The sequence below is a fragment of the Psychrobacter sp. UBA2514 genome (assembly GCF_002341255.1).
In the GTDB taxonomy this organism is placed as follows: Bacteria; Pseudomonadota; Gammaproteobacteria; order Pseudomonadales; family Moraxellaceae; genus Psychrobacter; species Psychrobacter pacificensis.
In genome coordinates this window covers 21,628-35,441 of the sequence record NZ_DDNS01000002.1, presented here as the reverse complement: position 1 = coordinate 35,441, position 13,814 = coordinate 21,628, and the positions used below count along the sequence as shown (strand labels likewise).

Annotated in this window: 12 protein-coding genes and 1 other RNA gene; 7 read left to right on the top strand and 6 right to left on the bottom strand. The window is 43.9% G+C overall.

All coding sequences use genetic code 11. The features are described from left to right. Positions 1-43: 43 nt before the first annotated feature. Entirely contained in the window at positions 44-1,678 is a 1,635-nt protein-coding gene (locus tag B3V51_RS00190; RefSeq protein ID WP_286707753.1) for a DUF389 domain-containing protein, read from the bottom strand. Positions 1,679-2,042: 364 nt separating this feature from the next. Here B3V51_RS00190 and B3V51_RS00185 point away from each other — a divergent pair, with 364 nt between their 5' ends. Beyond that, on the top strand, positions 2,043-2,255 hold the full coding sequence (locus B3V51_RS00185) for a hypothetical protein (protein WP_058024164.1): 213 nt from the start codon (positions 2,043-2,045) through the stop codon (positions 2,253-2,255). 159 nt (positions 2,256-2,414) lie between these two features. Here B3V51_RS00185 and B3V51_RS00180 read toward each other — a convergent pair whose 3' ends face one another. Next, the gene (locus B3V51_RS00180) at positions 2,415-3,818 is read right to left on the bottom strand and encodes a L,D-transpeptidase family protein (RefSeq protein WP_286707752.1); all 1,404 of its coding nucleotides are present in this window, start codon (positions 3,816-3,818) and stop codon (positions 2,415-2,417) included. A 341-nt stretch (positions 3,819-4,159) separates the two neighbouring features. Here B3V51_RS00180 and prmB point away from each other — a divergent pair, with 341 nt between their 5' ends. After that, positions 4,160-5,335: a 50S ribosomal protein L3 N(5)-glutamine methyltransferase gene (gene prmB / locus B3V51_RS00175; protein WP_093068920.1), complete on the top strand. Its 1,176-nt coding sequence runs from the start codon at positions 4,160-4,162 to the stop codon at positions 5,333-5,335. A 103-nt stretch (positions 5,336-5,438) separates the two neighbouring features. Next, positions 5,439-6,542: a chorismate synthase gene (gene aroC, locus B3V51_RS00170; RefSeq protein WP_114700845.1), complete on the top strand. Its 1,104-nt coding sequence runs from the start codon at positions 5,439-5,441 to the stop codon at positions 6,540-6,542. A gap of 133 nt (positions 6,543-6,675) precedes the next feature. Here the strand turns inward: aroC and B3V51_RS00165 are convergent, their stop codons facing one another. From B3V51_RS00165 to B3V51_RS00150, 4 genes are all read right to left on the bottom strand, one after another. Then, entirely contained in the window at positions 6,676-6,876 is a 201-nt protein-coding gene (locus B3V51_RS00165) for a hypothetical protein (protein WP_286707751.1), read from the bottom strand. 130 nt (positions 6,877-7,006) lie between these two features. After that, positions 7,007-8,779, bottom strand: a complete 1,773-nt coding sequence (gene creC, locus B3V51_RS00160; protein ID WP_286707750.1) for a two-component system sensor histidine kinase CreC — start codon at positions 8,777-8,779, stop codon at positions 7,007-7,009. A gap of 16 nt (positions 8,780-8,795) precedes the next feature. Continuing rightward, the gene (locus tag B3V51_RS00155; RefSeq protein WP_286707749.1) at positions 8,796-9,575 is read right to left on the bottom strand and encodes a response regulator; all 780 of its coding nucleotides are present in this window, start codon (positions 9,573-9,575) and stop codon (positions 8,796-8,798) included. A 232-nt stretch (positions 9,576-9,807) separates the two neighbouring features. Then, positions 9,808-11,169, bottom strand: coding sequence for a glycerophosphodiester phosphodiesterase family protein (locus B3V51_RS00150; protein ID WP_286707748.1), 1,362 nt, complete (start codon positions 11,167-11,169; stop codon positions 9,808-9,810). A gap of 432 nt (positions 11,170-11,601) precedes the next feature. Between B3V51_RS00150 and B3V51_RS00145 the strand changes: the two genes are divergently transcribed. The 4 genes from B3V51_RS00145 to B3V51_RS00130 all read left to right on the top strand — a co-directional run bounded on the left by B3V51_RS00145 (position 11,602) and on the right by B3V51_RS00130 (position 13,667). Then, a complete protein-coding gene (locus B3V51_RS00145) occupies positions 11,602-12,273 on the top strand; it encodes an alpha/beta hydrolase (RefSeq protein ID WP_286707747.1) in 672 nt (223 codons plus the stop codon). Positions 12,274-12,358: 85 nt separating this feature from the next. Further along, positions 12,359-12,717, top strand: a transfer-messenger RNA (tmRNA) gene (gene ssrA, locus B3V51_RS00140). A 376-nt stretch (positions 12,718-13,093) separates the two neighbouring features. Further along, the gene (locus tag B3V51_RS00135; protein WP_058024156.1) at positions 13,094-13,345 is read left to right on the top strand and encodes a hypothetical protein; all 252 of its coding nucleotides are present in this window, start codon (positions 13,094-13,096) and stop codon (positions 13,343-13,345) included. Positions 13,346-13,421: 76 nt separating this feature from the next. Next, complete coding sequence (locus B3V51_RS00130; RefSeq protein ID WP_212563682.1) at positions 13,422-13,667, top strand: hypothetical protein; 246 nt, start codon at positions 13,422-13,424, stop codon at positions 13,665-13,667. Positions 13,668-13,814: the final 147 nt, after the last annotated feature.

The window sequence follows — 13,814 nt, the reverse complement described above, 5'->3', positions numbered from 1 at the left end:
CTCGTTATAGTCCATTCATGATTTGCCGCTCATATAGGGTGCATCATGGTGAATTGGTCAAAATTACCGCATCAGTCTCATCAAGCTTGTCTTTGATCAATGGATCAGACTCAATGACCTGCACTGGCAAGTAGCGCAATTGCAATTTAATAGGCAAGTATTTGGGGAAGTTTTCTGCCATATCTTTGGTAATCACATCCTCGATCTGCTGTACATCTTGTGAATTTGGACTGGTCTCACCGCGTACCACGGCACGAATGATTTGAAACGCATTATTCTTATCAAATTGTATGTTGGTCAGTACGTTACCTTGATCGATAAAATGTTCATTAATTGCTTCTTTGACATTGTTTTCAAAGGTCTGCTGCTTGGCATTGCTATTGAGGTTTAGAGTAAGATAAATGCCCAAGCCGACCAGTAACAATAGTGTGACGGCATTTCGACGGAAAAATATCAAATAGGTGCCCGATTCATAATCATCATCGACCAAGCGCCTGAAGCCTAAAAACCACAGTACCATGGCATTAGTAAACTGAATGGCAATGATGTTGGTCAGGGCCAATAAGGCAGCACCTAGCCCCATCTGTATCTCGCCATTGGCAAATAAAATGCCACTGGCCGCGAGTGGCGGCACCAAGGCGGTTGCTACAGCAACCCCAACAACGGCGACGGACAGGTGCGGAGACACCATCGCATATGCACCAGCCGTACCGCCAGCCAGTGCAATCATCAAGTCCATAGACGTGGGCTGGGTACGAGACAAAATCTCATTGGTCAGCGGTTGACCTTGATGCAATAGACCCACCACAAAGCCGACCAATATCACTAAAAATACCCCCGCTAACACGGTGAGCAACGACTTACGCAACAGTGGCATACGGTAGTCAATAATCGCTAGGGCGACACCTGTAATCGGACCGAGCATCATGGCGACCAACATCGCGCCAATAACCACTGCGGCTGAATTGGTCACCAAGCCATAACTGGCAATAATGGCTGATAGCGTGTTCATTACAAAGTACATTTTACTTGGTAGGGCGTTGGCCTCGATCGTGACACGGACTTCAGGATAGTCTATTTTTTGATCGCTAAACTGCTCGGCCACGAATTGCTTGTAGGATTCTAGCTTGGCCTCTTTTTCATCTTTGATCTTTTCTTCTGACTGTTGCTCGTCGTCATCACTCTCCACATTTTCACCACTAGTGTTTGTCGTTGCAGACTCTGTGGTTAGATGATCATCGACGTCAGCAACGGCAGGATCATTTTCATGGATACTATGATCGATCGAAATGGGTTCGACAGGTTGGCTAACATGAGTGTTGGGTGCTTCGGAAGTATCTGGATCTTCTTGTGTTTGATGAAAAGCCTCAGACGTTGTCTCTGATGCGTGAGCGGCGGTGTCTGCGTTTGGGCTGGATAATTCAGATTGATCTGAATCATCATCAGGCGCGTCTAGCGTGGCAATGACCACATCAGGCTCGGGTGAGGTCATGACGATTTTTGTTTCAGAGAGCGACTCCTCTTCACTGTTTTCGGTTGCATACTCCTGTTCAGTGGTCTGTTCGGGTTCATGAGCATCATCAATCTTTCTCTCAGATGTTTCTTTTGTCATATCAGATGAAATCTGAGAAGCGGTGTCTGGTTTTTTTTGTTGTGACGTGTTATCAGAAGCGGTCATGGCAATTGGGCTTTATTAGTCAGTTGAAATAAAACCATTATTGTAATGAAAAATAAAGGATAAGCTGTCTTTTTTTTGTGCAAAAGCAAAGCGCTAGACATGACATTGGGCAAAATAGAAAGAGGTATCGTAGTAAGGGTGTGATCGAGGGGCTGAATGTAAAGTGGAATCGGAGTAAAAATTTATAAGAAATGAGTATTAATGAAGATAGCGAAATATGAGTGAGAAATACCCTTATGTTAACATGGGTTTTAGAATAAGTCAGCCAAAATGTATGAGGCTGGCGTCTATATTAAATACTTACCTTTAGTAGGGATATGGCGTATAAAGTAACTATACCCACACATAAAGTAAGGATTAAGTCATGAACTGGCCATTATTTGCTGTCATTTACATCATAGCAGGCACTGTCACCACAGGGATTGTCATCATCGGTACGCTCATTATGGGTTTCGATGAGATCGCACATATGCAAATAGCGGTCGCAGTGGGTGCAGCGGCATCTATTCCCATCACCATGTTCTTTGCCAAAAAAATCGGTAGCATCACTGGTAACGAAGATGGTCATAAAGTATAACGGATGATCAGATTTTGGCTTGATGCTCAGATGATGTTGGTTCTAATAGTAAAAACGCTAAAGCGTCGCCAAACGTAAAAAAGACCTCAATAGTGAGGTCTTTTTTGGTAGTAAGTGCTGATTTGGTGATAAATGCTGATAGCAATCTAGGTTAGAGCGTTATTTAAGCTCAACGGTTGCGCCATTTTCGATATTGGCATAAACCTCAAGCACATCCCAGTTGGTCAAGCGGATACAGCCATGTGAGGCTTGGCGACTGATACCTTCAGGTTTTGGTGAGCCATGTAGGCCATATGACGGTTTAGATAAGCCCATCCATACCACACCGACTGGATTGTTTGGTCCTGGTGGCAACATATGGACTTTTTTCTGAGCGCCTTTACCGACTGTGGCCTTATACCATGGCATTTTGACTTTATTGACAATCTTATAAGTACCATGTGGTGACGGCGTGTCATTACTACCAACGGTCGTTGGGTAAGTCGCTACCAGTTGGTTACCATCATAAGCATATAACGTTTTATCAGCTTTGTTAGCGACCACGCGGTTGATTCGTTTGTTTAACGCACCACGGGTATTCAGTACAGTGATGGTCTCACCAGCTTTGTATTCTTTGTTCTTATTGAGTTTATCCAAATAGCGTACGTCCATATGGAAGCGTTCACCAAGCATCTCTTTGATATCTTGATAATACAGCCCTTTCATTTTTGACTTGGCTTCTGCACTAGCAGGCGTGGTGGCAAAGTTGGTGTTGATATCATCATCAGTCAACGTATAAGTGACGAGCACAGGTTTGGTTGCAGGAATGTTCTTAACTAAGGCATCCCACGTTTTTTGATCCATTCTACCTGTGGTTGGCAAGCCTTTCATCGCTTGGAAGTTAGTAAGGGCTTTTTTGCTGTTCATACCCCAGCCACCGTCGATAGGACCAGGAGAGGCATGGTTCCAATCGAGCAACGCTTGCATTTTGATCGTCATGGCTGAGTTGACTTTCATGTTAGGCGACCAGACAGCGTTATTGACTTGTTGTGCGTAATTTGACAAGTTTAATGTGGTATATCTCTTACCATCTTTGTCTTCGATATTTTTGATGGTTGGATCATCACTGAAGTCTTGACGCTTTTCACTCTCCGGTAACTCAAAGGCGAGTGGATCAGATGAGTCGATAGAGGAGACATCGCTGGGTGCAGCGACCGCTTGGCCTTCGCTGATATCATCAGTGCTATCTGACTGCTCATCTTTACGCGTCAACTCAGCAGCGCTCATATTGTCAGCAGCGGGTGCTGGCGTGCTATTTTGAGCATCTTGCTTAGTGTTGATCAGCTGGTTCATGCTATCAACGGGTTTTGCGTTCTCTGTATTTAACTGTACAGTAGCAGCACCATCTGAGCGACTACGATTTTCTTGCACATTGAGGCTCACCTTTTGAGCAAGGCCTGGCATGGCGTTTGCTGTTCGTACTGGCAATGTGCGAGTATTATCGGCAGTGGCGGCAAGTGCGCCAACGCTGGCACTCATGGCAGCGATAGATATAGCAGTAATAATAGGCTTTATTTTCATCATATTGAATCACTTGTGGTTGCTACTAATGCGGCTATTATGCGCATAATTTGGTTGCTTCGCAAACTTTTGGTCTATCTTTTTGCATTTAGAGTGGGTTAAACGTCAACTGCTGACGTATTCGCTACAGTTGAGTAATATTTTAGCCAAAATGTGTACGGCGACAGGCAGGCTGCTTACGCAAACTCCTCATTATTTTCACTATTTTTTGTTTTAGTAAAAATGACAGTGATTGGCGCTATTTGGCGTTTACGTCTATAATGTATGATTAATTTTTTTATTAATAGATCGATTTTTAGCAACAAGCCATTTAACCTGCTAATAGTTAATCCATAAGGTGCGATATGTCAGAAGACCAAACAATGAGTGCAGAAGAGTTTCAAAACCAATACTTCAGTGATGATGAGTCTAAGGGCTTAGAAGGTGAGATGGAGTATGATCTAGAAACTGGACTTCTTGGTGAGGATGGCGAACTTGCTAACTTACATGCCGAGTTAGAAGAAGCACGCGAGCAGCTAGTGAGTATTCGCGACTTTATTCGTTTTTCCGTCACACAATTGCGTAACTATGATGTGGTTGTCGCGCAAGGCACGACCGATGAGTTTGCAGAAGCCTCAGCCATTGTGTTACATTCGTTGTCTTTAGATTGGTCAGCCAATGAGCAGATTTTAGACTGTCGTTTGACCACGTCAGAGAAGCAGGCAGTGCTAGGACTATTAGAAGAGCGCATCGCTGAACGTAAGCCGCTGAGCTATCTGATTAACTTGTCGTATTTCTGCGATTTGCCTTTTTATGTGGATGAGCGCGTGCTTATCCCGCGCTCGCCAATCGCAGAGTTGATTCGTCAGCAGTTCCATCCGTATTTTGAAGTGACTGAACTCGCCAAACCACTGGGTGTCAGCCCGAACGAAAAGTCAGCGGTATTTTATGATCATGGCTTGGATGTGAAGCAGTTGTCGCAGCCTGAGCGTATCTTAGACTTGTGTACTGGCTCTGGTTGTATCGCAATCGCGCTTGCTACCCGTTTCGTTGATGCGTTGGTTGATGCTATCGATATCGATAAAGGCGCGCTGGACGTGGCAATGGTCAATGTCGATCATCATGACCTTGGCCATCAGGTGAACGTAATCGAGTCTGATTTGTTTGCCAAGATACCTGCTGAGAACCAGTATGAGCTTATCGTCACCAATCCACCGTATGTCGATGCGGCTATCATGGCAGATTTGCCGCCTGAGTTTTTATATGAGCCTGAGCATGCATTAGCCGCGGGTCAAGACGGCTTGGATTTGGTACATCGTATTTTATTTGAAGCGTCAGATTACCTTAGCCCAGATGGTTTGCTGGTCTGTGAAGTGGGCGACAGCGAATGGGCATTAAAGCAAGCCTATCCTGAGATTCAGTTTGATTGGTTGAAGTTTGCACATGGCGGACATGGGGTTTTTGCGATTACTTATGATGAATTGGTAGCCAATCGTCAATTGTTTGCCGCTTATGTGCAACTATTAGATAGCATGCAATAGTTGAGTGTGGGTCACAAAATCGAGCATATAAAAACTGATCAGCGATAATCATAAAAGGTTGGTCGAACAACCATCAGTCGCGTTTACTTGTTTAAGGACAATTATGGCAGGCAATAGTATTGGACAGGTTTTTACGGTCACCACGTGCGGTGAGTCACATGGCGCAGGACTTATGGCCATCGTTGATGGCGTACCACCAGGTTTAGCATTATCTGCAGACGATTTACAAGTAGATCTGGATCGTCGCAAACCGGGTACGTCTAAGTATTCAACCCAGCGCCGTGAGTCTGATGAAGTTGAGATTATCTCTGGCGTATTTGAAGGCAAAACCACAGGGACATCCATCGGTCTATTGATTCGCAATACCAATCAAAAATCAAAAGACTATAGCGATATCAAAGATACCTTCCGTCCTGGACATGCCGATTATACTTACAGTATGAAATATGGTTTCCGTGACTATCGTGGTGGTGGTCGTTCGTCAGCGCGTGAGACGGCTATGCGAGTGGCTGCTGGTGCTATCGCTAAGAAGTACTTACAAGAACGGCTGGGCGTACAAATTCGTGGTCATGTGACCCAAATCGGCAATGAGCATAGCAATGTACTAGACCCGAACCAGATCGATTGGGAATTTGTCAATAGCAATCCGTTCTTCTGCGCAGACAAAGAAGCGATTGGCCGTTTTGAGACCTTGATTGACAACTTGCGCCGCGAAGGCACCAGTTGCGGTGCACGCCTTGATATCATTGCGAGCGGTGTACCCGTAGGTCTGGGCGAGCCAGTATTTGATCGTTTAGATGCCGATATCGCTCATGCGATGATGAGTATCAATGCGGTCAAAGGGGTTGAGATTGGCGATGGTATGGCAGTGGCAGGTCAATTTGGACATAGCGCTCGTGATGAGCTGACCCCAGATGGGTTTGCAGCCAATCATGCGGGCGGTGTCTTGGGCGGTATCTCATCAGGCCAAGATATCCGTGTCAGTATCGCGCTAAAACCAACGTCTAGCATTACAACTGCAGGCAAGAGCATCAACACCCAAGGTGAAGCAGTCGATATGCTCACCAAAGGCCGTCATGATCCTTGCGTCGGTGTGCGTGCCACGCCTATTGCCGAAGCGATGCTAGCGATTGTAGTGCTCGATCACTATCTGCGTCACCGTGGTCAGAACGCGGATGTGAAGCCGCCAGTACAATCGATTACTTAGTATTTTTGCTCTAAAGCAATCAGCCCTTTGTTGTTTCCAGTAGTTTGATACTAGAAATGATAAAGGGCTTTTTATGTCCCAATAAAATATAGGTGTTACCTAAAAACAATCAACGTGCTGAGCGAGCAAGATATCAGGCTGCCAATCGATATTCATCAATAGCTACACATTGCTGATGCCGAAAGACCAGTAATAATTGCTGACTAGGAATCGCTAGCCAATGTCCAAACTCAATACTACCGACACCTTGGCTGGATAGTATCTGCGCGCAGTGATGACGGCTGAGGCCGATTAGGTGCTTGATCATAGGATCATCAGTTAATTGACATGACATAAATGTTCTCCTTCTAATCTGCTTTACGAATTTGATGGTTCAATAGATCTTAGTGCTATCGTAAAATAAAGAAGTAGAAATCCTGTGCAGTCATGATGGAAAATTGATGAACTGTTATCAATGCTTATTCTTAAGCCAGGGGCAGGGTAATACTAACCATCACACCAGAACGCTGATTTTTACCAGTATGATTTTTATCAGCGCCAATTTTATTATCATTAGCATGGATATTATCAATAGTTACCTGACCGCCATGATGCTCAATGACTTGCTTCACTAAAGTGAGTCCAAGACCGGTACCTTTTTTGAGAATACTATCGGACTGTTTTGAGTCAGCTTTGTGATGTGCTGAACCTGTATCTAGCGTATAGGTTGTATTCTGATTTTTCACTTGCTGAACAGAATGGCTTTGATGAGATAGGCTAAAATAACGCTCAAAAGCTTTTTCAATAGCATAATCAGGCAATAGCTTTCCATCATTAAATATATCGATGATTACCGTTCGCGCTGTGCTGTGCAACGAGATATCAACAGTGTTATCAGCAAAATGAATGGCATTATCCAGCACATTTTGTAAGACTTGTACCAACCAAAATTGGTCAGCAAACACACTGGTAGAGGCCAATAATTCTGCTGGTAAGTTTGTAGTGTTTGTCATGTGCTGATCATCGATGTATATATCGATAGGTTGTAGATTCTGCTGTTGCTGCTTAGCGGTATTGTCTTTTATTAGAGTCTGTAATAATGGCAGTAGCGGCGTTAGCTGACGACTGAGCTTAAAAGTAGGCTGTTCAACTTTCGCAAGCAACAGTAGTCGGTCGATGAGCTGCTGCATTTTTACGCTTTGCTCACCAACCGTCTCAATGAGCATCTGCCGATCATCCTGATCAAGCATATGACCATCTAGTCCATCATCTTCTAACAGCTCACTACTGGCGCGAATGGCGGTTAAAGGGCTTTTTAACTCGTGAGTGAGCGTATGCACATAATCAGTGACATAAGCACGATTCTCTAGTCGATGCTTCATAGTCTCAATGGTATCTGTCAGGCTGTTTAGCTCTTGACCCAGATAAAAATAGGGTTTTTTGGTGTCCTCTGCCAGCGCACTGGTATATTGAGTCACCAAGGTAATACTTTGCTTGAGCCACCATGCGATGAGACCTGCTAAAATGAGGGCAGCAGTGCTGATGAATAGCACTGTGATGAGCATGCGGTTACGTGTGTCGTCCAAATAAGGTAGCACGCTGGCGACAGGTTTGCCGACGCTGACCACGCCGATAATCTCGCCAGACATATTCTTGATTGGCTGTGCGACATACATGACCGAGCCATCACGCTGCTGGTTATCCCGCAGCGTACTTCTTGCACCGTACTGACCTCTTAATGTGAGATAAACATCATTCCAGCGCCCATAGTTTTGCCCCTCATTATTGTCAGGTTGGGGTAGGGAGTCATATATGACTGTACCATTACTGTCTGTGACATATACCCGAAAGCTGCTATAGCTTTTGGTTTGACTGACAGCGCCTAAGTGCTCGTTAGTCGCCGGTATGCCCACAAATGCAGTATCGAGCTGTGCTTGATACGCTTCATCGTATAGCTCGCCCGTAGCCAATGGCACTTGCAGACTAGCGGCTAGTAATTTACTGGTGTCTAATAGCGTGTCTTCGATGACCTGCTGGGCGGTTGGCTTGACGTAGCCAAACAACTGGGTAAATACAACCACGCCGCATATGATGAGTACCAAAGCGACTGCAAGCCAAATCCTAAAAAAGATACTTAAATTGAGCAGTCGTTTACGTTTAGGAGTTTGCTGCACAGTACCAATGGGATGCAATTTGGCATACCAATTGTTTTGGTCGTTATAAGTATCGCTCTCAGCATTATTGGCATTATGATTCATAAATTAGCAGCTATTATTAAGCTGGACATAATGCGTAACCCAGTCCACGATGTGTATGAATGACTTCAATACTCGTATCAACAGTCGCAAGTTGCTTACGAATCGACTTGATATGGCTGTCTATCGTGCGTGCTAGGCGATGATCAGGATAATCACTAACTGCGTTAAGCAGCTGCTCACGGCTAAAGACTTGATTCGGTGCTTGTAATAATGTGAGTAAAATTTTGCGCTCAGTATTACTAAGTTCCAGCTTTTGCTCTTGCCACGTTAATGAATAATTAAGCGGTTGATAGTGCCAAACGCCGGATTGGTTTTCAAACGTTAATGCTTGTCCTGATAAATTATTCGAGGAGGTGCTTTCAGTGCTGTCATTTGAGCTTACGGTATGAGAGCCTGACTGTTGAATCAGCTGTTCACGTCGCCAAATGGCTTTTAGGCGTGCGACCAATTCACGTGGACTAAAGGGTTTGGCGCAATAATCATCGCCACCCATCTCCAACCCCAAAATACGATCGACCTCATCGCTACGTGCAGTCAAAAATACAATAGGCAAGTCTTTTAAGGCGTCGATATCAGGTGTATGACGTATTTGTTGGCACAGACTCAGACCATCACCATCTGGCAGACCGACATCCATAATGATCGCCGATAGATCTTGTGCTTCATGACTATGCAGCATGGGTAACACACTACTGGCATTATCCAGCCAAATCATCTGCCAGCCTTCGCGCTTGCAGGTAACCTTGAGTGACATGGCAATCGCAGGATCATCTTCTACCAGTAAAATATGGGTCATAGTCTCTACATCATCTTATAATCTTAGTAAATTATCGTAGCACAAAACAGCAGACTGCTCTTGCTGCTACGAGTCAAATGGTGTGAAAAATTAATGGAAAAGTAGGGCGCTAAATAGACAGTTTGTGAGGTAATCATTTTAATGCATTTAACAAAAAGGCCAGCTTAATAAATAAGCTGACCTTGGTAATAAAGATTAAGCATGATTGTCTGCTAATAGACTAAGCGAAAACCTACTTAAGACCTTTGCAGTTGGCATAGTAGCTCACCGTAGCGGGCCAGTCTGAAAAAACGCCTTGGACACCGACATCCTGCGCTAGTACGTCAATATAATTCATCATATCACCATCATTGTTGATAGCATCACCAAGACCGCTATAGTACCAATCGCCACCATCGGTTAATGGTCCTGAACGCTCTATCGACCAAGTAATGATTTTTAGACCATTGGCTTTGGCTTGTTTTGCGTATTCTGATGGTTGCATATTGCCTTTACCGTCAGTAGTGACTAATAACCAAAGCGCCGGTGCAATGGTATTGATGCCACGTGCTTTGATATCAGCCAATGAGTGCTTCCATGTACTTGCGTCATCTTTATTAAAGATTTTATCGTCAGCGGTCTCATTGCTGTCATCAATCAGATAGACGGCATTGGCACCATAAGCTGGCTCGTTTTTGATCCAGTAATCCAGATCTTTTATATTGAATGATTGAGCAAACACATCGCTTGCAGGCACACCCGCTGCCTTATAAGTATCTATCAGTTGTTGGCGGTAATCGTCTAAACGATAGCCGTTGAAGGGCATGGTCACGGCTGGTGCTTTTAGCTCAGGCGTGTGCTTCATGCCTAGCTGGCGTGCCAATGCGATATGCTCTTTTAACGTCAACACCTTACCATTTTGTGAATACAAGTCCGTTCGCCAAGGTGCGGTTGCATTCATATACTCGCTAATACTGGTTGCTTTTTTATTGGCAGCATCCATCTTACCCGTCAAGGTTTTAAATTGAGCGGCACTGATATCTGAGGTGCGGCATTCGATACTATTGGCATTGGTAAGCTTGCCTTTAGCATCCAATATGGGAGGCACAGTGCACTGCTTGGCCAGCGGCGTGGTCAAAATATTAGTCGTGGTGTGTAAGTCATTTTGGGCATGACGACAAACAAGCTCACCGTCATTGGTAAAAGCGACATCACATTCTAAGATGCCAGCACCCATTTGTGCTGACGCCACGTAGCTATCATAAGTATGTTCAGGAAGCTGTAATGGTGCACCTCGATGCGCAATAGAGAAGTCCGTCTTACTTGGTAGTTGCCCTTTGCACGCCTGTAGCTCTTGTTTTAGTGGTCCCTCATCCATATCATTGATCAGGTAAAACGGACGCACGCCATAGGTATATGCGACAGGTGAGGACGGTTGCGGCTGTGATTGCGGTTGCGCTATTGATGAAGATGCTTTTGATGTGAGTGTTGAGCGGCTATCGGTAGTGCAGCCTACTATCAATAGTGAGCTGATCAGTGTTGAAGGTAAGGCGAGATTAATCTTAGCCGACGTCTGTTTACTCAGCTTAAGCACTGATTTATCAAAAATTGTCATGTAAAATGTTCCTGCAAAATTATAAAAAAATCCCATCGGACGTGGGGATAGGAATTAAAAGATTAACGTTTGACTATTGGTTGTTGTTTGCTAATGGTTGTTGTTTGCTAAAAGAAGCTAAAGGTCGTGACATTCTTGTATGAGCTTAGCTTTGTAAGAACTTAACATTAATGCAGATACAATTGTAGGCACATGTACTAAAGAATAGACAATTGACAGTATATAAGCTTGATAGTATTGGGCTTATCGGTCGTAAAATCTTACGTGCCTTCTTATACTGTTCTCATTTTTGCTATTGTCCATTTAGTACCTCACTATTGACCATATTCTCAAACTAACAGATGATATTGACCATATAATGACACATACATTATTTTGACAAAAAACATAGAAATGCTTAGGGCATATCTCACTACATTATTAAGGATAACTATGAGTAACTATTTAGACGCCGTCGTCGTTGAGCACAATCCCTCTCAAAAAAAGATAGATCGCGCAGTGATTTGGCTACACGGCTTAGGTGCTAGCGGTCATGATTTTGAGCCAGTGGTACCGCAGCTTGGCTTGGCTGATGATATGGCAGTACGTTTTATCTTTCCACATGCACCTAAACGCCCAGTCACCGTAAATGGCGGCATGGTGATGCCAGCATGGTACGACATCATAGAGATGAGTCTGGAGCGAAAAGTAGATGTGGCTCAGATTGAAGAGTCTGCTCAGCAGATACAAGATTTGATTAGCCGTGAGATTGAGCGCGGCGTATCACCAGAGCACATCGTTATTGCCGGATTTTCGCAGGGCGGGGCGGTGGCGTATCACGTGGCACTTGGTTACCCAGAGCGCTTAGCTGGCTTGATGACGCTCTCTACCTACTTGGCGACCAATGACAATATTGAGTATAGTGCCGCGAACAAAGACATGCCGATTCTGATTGAGCATGGTACGCATGATCCAGTCGTGCCTGTCATCCTAGGTGAGCAAGCACAGCAGTTACTGTCAGCAAAAGACTATAATGTGTCTTATAATACGTATCCGATGGCACATCAAGTCTGTATGCCGCAGATTCAAAATATTGGTCAGTGGTTAAATACCGTTTTGGCGTAAATTATTAAGCTGTAACGTAATGTAATGCAAGTCTACTATAGGTTGAAAACTTGCCTAATTTTCCTATATAATAAGCGACCTTATTGGGGATGTTCTGGCTTCGACGCTGGTGATGAAACTCAATGATGCATGTCGAGAGTGTATGTCCTCTCGTTAATCAAACATATATTGTTATAGTCGCAAACGACGAAACTTACGCTCTAGCAGCTTAAACCCTGCTTACTTAGTTGCTGATCACCTACAGTTGGTTAACTAAGTTGAAGCGTCCGCATGTAGGCTCGCCACAAGTGATTGTCTCAATTGCTTGGGTTCAAAAGTAGAGAATCGTCCAATCCATCCTGACTGTCGGATCGGTGCGGATTAAATTTAAAGACAGAAACTAAACATGTAGATTCATGAGCGTAATGCTGGCGGACGCGGGTTCAACTCCCGCCATCTCCACCAAACACTGATAAAGGGCTGACCGTCATAGACTGTTAGCCCTTTATTTTGGGCGTTTTTTGACTTTTTCTTACCTTATAAAGTGATGGCTAACATATAGGATGTTGGGGTTATTGTTGGTATTGAAGCTTTTCCAGCTGTTCAATATTAACAAAAAATACTCTGATATCCTTGACCTATATCACGTTACGTAGCATAGATTTCACCATGAAATATCTCGTGCTTATCATCGTCGTAATTAGCTAAAACGCTACTCAAGGCAAGCTAGAATTGCTTTTCAGTATGTCTATTTGTAACCTTCAAGTCGAAAAAATATATTGTAGAAAGTGAATTTATTTGTAAAGTATAAAAATAACAGACTAAAAATGAGGGATTAAACATGCTTATCGAACTACAGGGTAGTAGATTGACTCAGGCAATATTAGAGCGGGATGATAATCAGGTATGGTGTGCTGTGAGCAATGTCAGTGACGATCATGCTATGACAGCCATCGATAATGGGTATTACGAATTATTAGTGTCTATCGTGTCTTTGGGTGATGATGGCTTTGTTTGTGATAAAGGCCATCTATGGCAGTACGCTGTACCCGTTAAAAAGGTCGAGCTTACTCAAGATGACGTAGGCTTATAGTTGAACGAACACGGATGTAACCTGATTGTTTGCCTAAATTGCCTAAATAATCATCTTCATTGTAGGAGTCAGTGGTATGGATAGTGGAATGGTGGGGAGTAAATTGACGCGCTCAATGCTTGAAAGTGGGCATCAAGAAATATGGTGTGCCGTGAGTGATGTGAGCGATGAAGACGCTATGGAAGATCAAGTAGGGAACGACTTTACAGCGTGTATCGTAGATTTTAGGGACGGGCAGTTTTATTGCGCCGCAGATAATGGTTGGTTTCATGCAGTACCGATTGAGGTACGTGCACTAACGCAAAATGAAGTTGGTTTTTAAAAAAACTTATCAAAGTATTTAGGGCGTGTCCCTAGTTCTTGCTATCCCACCATGAACAAAAAACCGATCATTTAATTTGATCGGTTTTTTTGCATTATATGGTATTGCTCAAAGTACCTAAGAAATTTAGGGCGTGTTGAACATTCG

What these genes read in the sequence shown, in the direction of transcription:
- B3V51_RS00190 (WP_286707753.1), bottom strand. Translation starts at nt 1,678, where the DNA reads ATGACCGCTTCTGATAACACGTCACAACAAAAAAAACCAGACACCGCT.
- B3V51_RS00185 (WP_058024164.1), top strand. Translation starts at nt 2,043, where the DNA reads ATGAACTGGCCATTATTTGCTGTCATTTACATCATAGCAGGCACTGTC.
- B3V51_RS00180 (WP_286707752.1), bottom strand. Translation starts at nt 3,818, where the DNA reads ATGATGAAAATAAAGCCTATTATTACTGCTATATCTATCGCTGCCATG.
- prmB (WP_093068920.1), top strand. Translation starts at nt 4,160, where the DNA reads ATGTCAGAAGACCAAACAATGAGTGCAGAAGAGTTTCAAAACCAATAC.
- aroC (WP_114700845.1), top strand. Translation starts at nt 5,439, where the DNA reads ATGGCAGGCAATAGTATTGGACAGGTTTTTACGGTCACCACGTGCGGT.
- B3V51_RS00165 (WP_286707751.1), bottom strand. Translation starts at nt 6,876, where the DNA reads ATGTCATGTCAATTAACTGATGATCCTATGATCAAGCACCTAATCGGC.
- creC (WP_286707750.1), bottom strand. Translation starts at nt 8,779, where the DNA reads ATGAATCATAATGCCAATAATGCTGAGAGCGATACTTATAACGACCAA.
- B3V51_RS00155 (WP_286707749.1), bottom strand. Translation starts at nt 9,575, where the DNA reads ATGACCCATATTTTACTGGTAGAAGATGATCCTGCGATTGCCATGTCA.
- B3V51_RS00150 (WP_286707748.1), bottom strand. Translation starts at nt 11,169, where the DNA reads ATGACAATTTTTGATAAATCAGTGCTTAAGCTGAGTAAACAGACGTCG.
- B3V51_RS00145 (WP_286707747.1), top strand. Translation starts at nt 11,602, where the DNA reads ATGAGTAACTATTTAGACGCCGTCGTCGTTGAGCACAATCCCTCTCAA.
- B3V51_RS00135 (WP_058024156.1), top strand. Translation starts at nt 13,094, where the DNA reads ATGCTTATCGAACTACAGGGTAGTAGATTGACTCAGGCAATATTAGAG.
- B3V51_RS00130 (WP_212563682.1), top strand. Translation starts at nt 13,422, where the DNA reads ATGGATAGTGGAATGGTGGGGAGTAAATTGACGCGCTCAATGCTTGAA.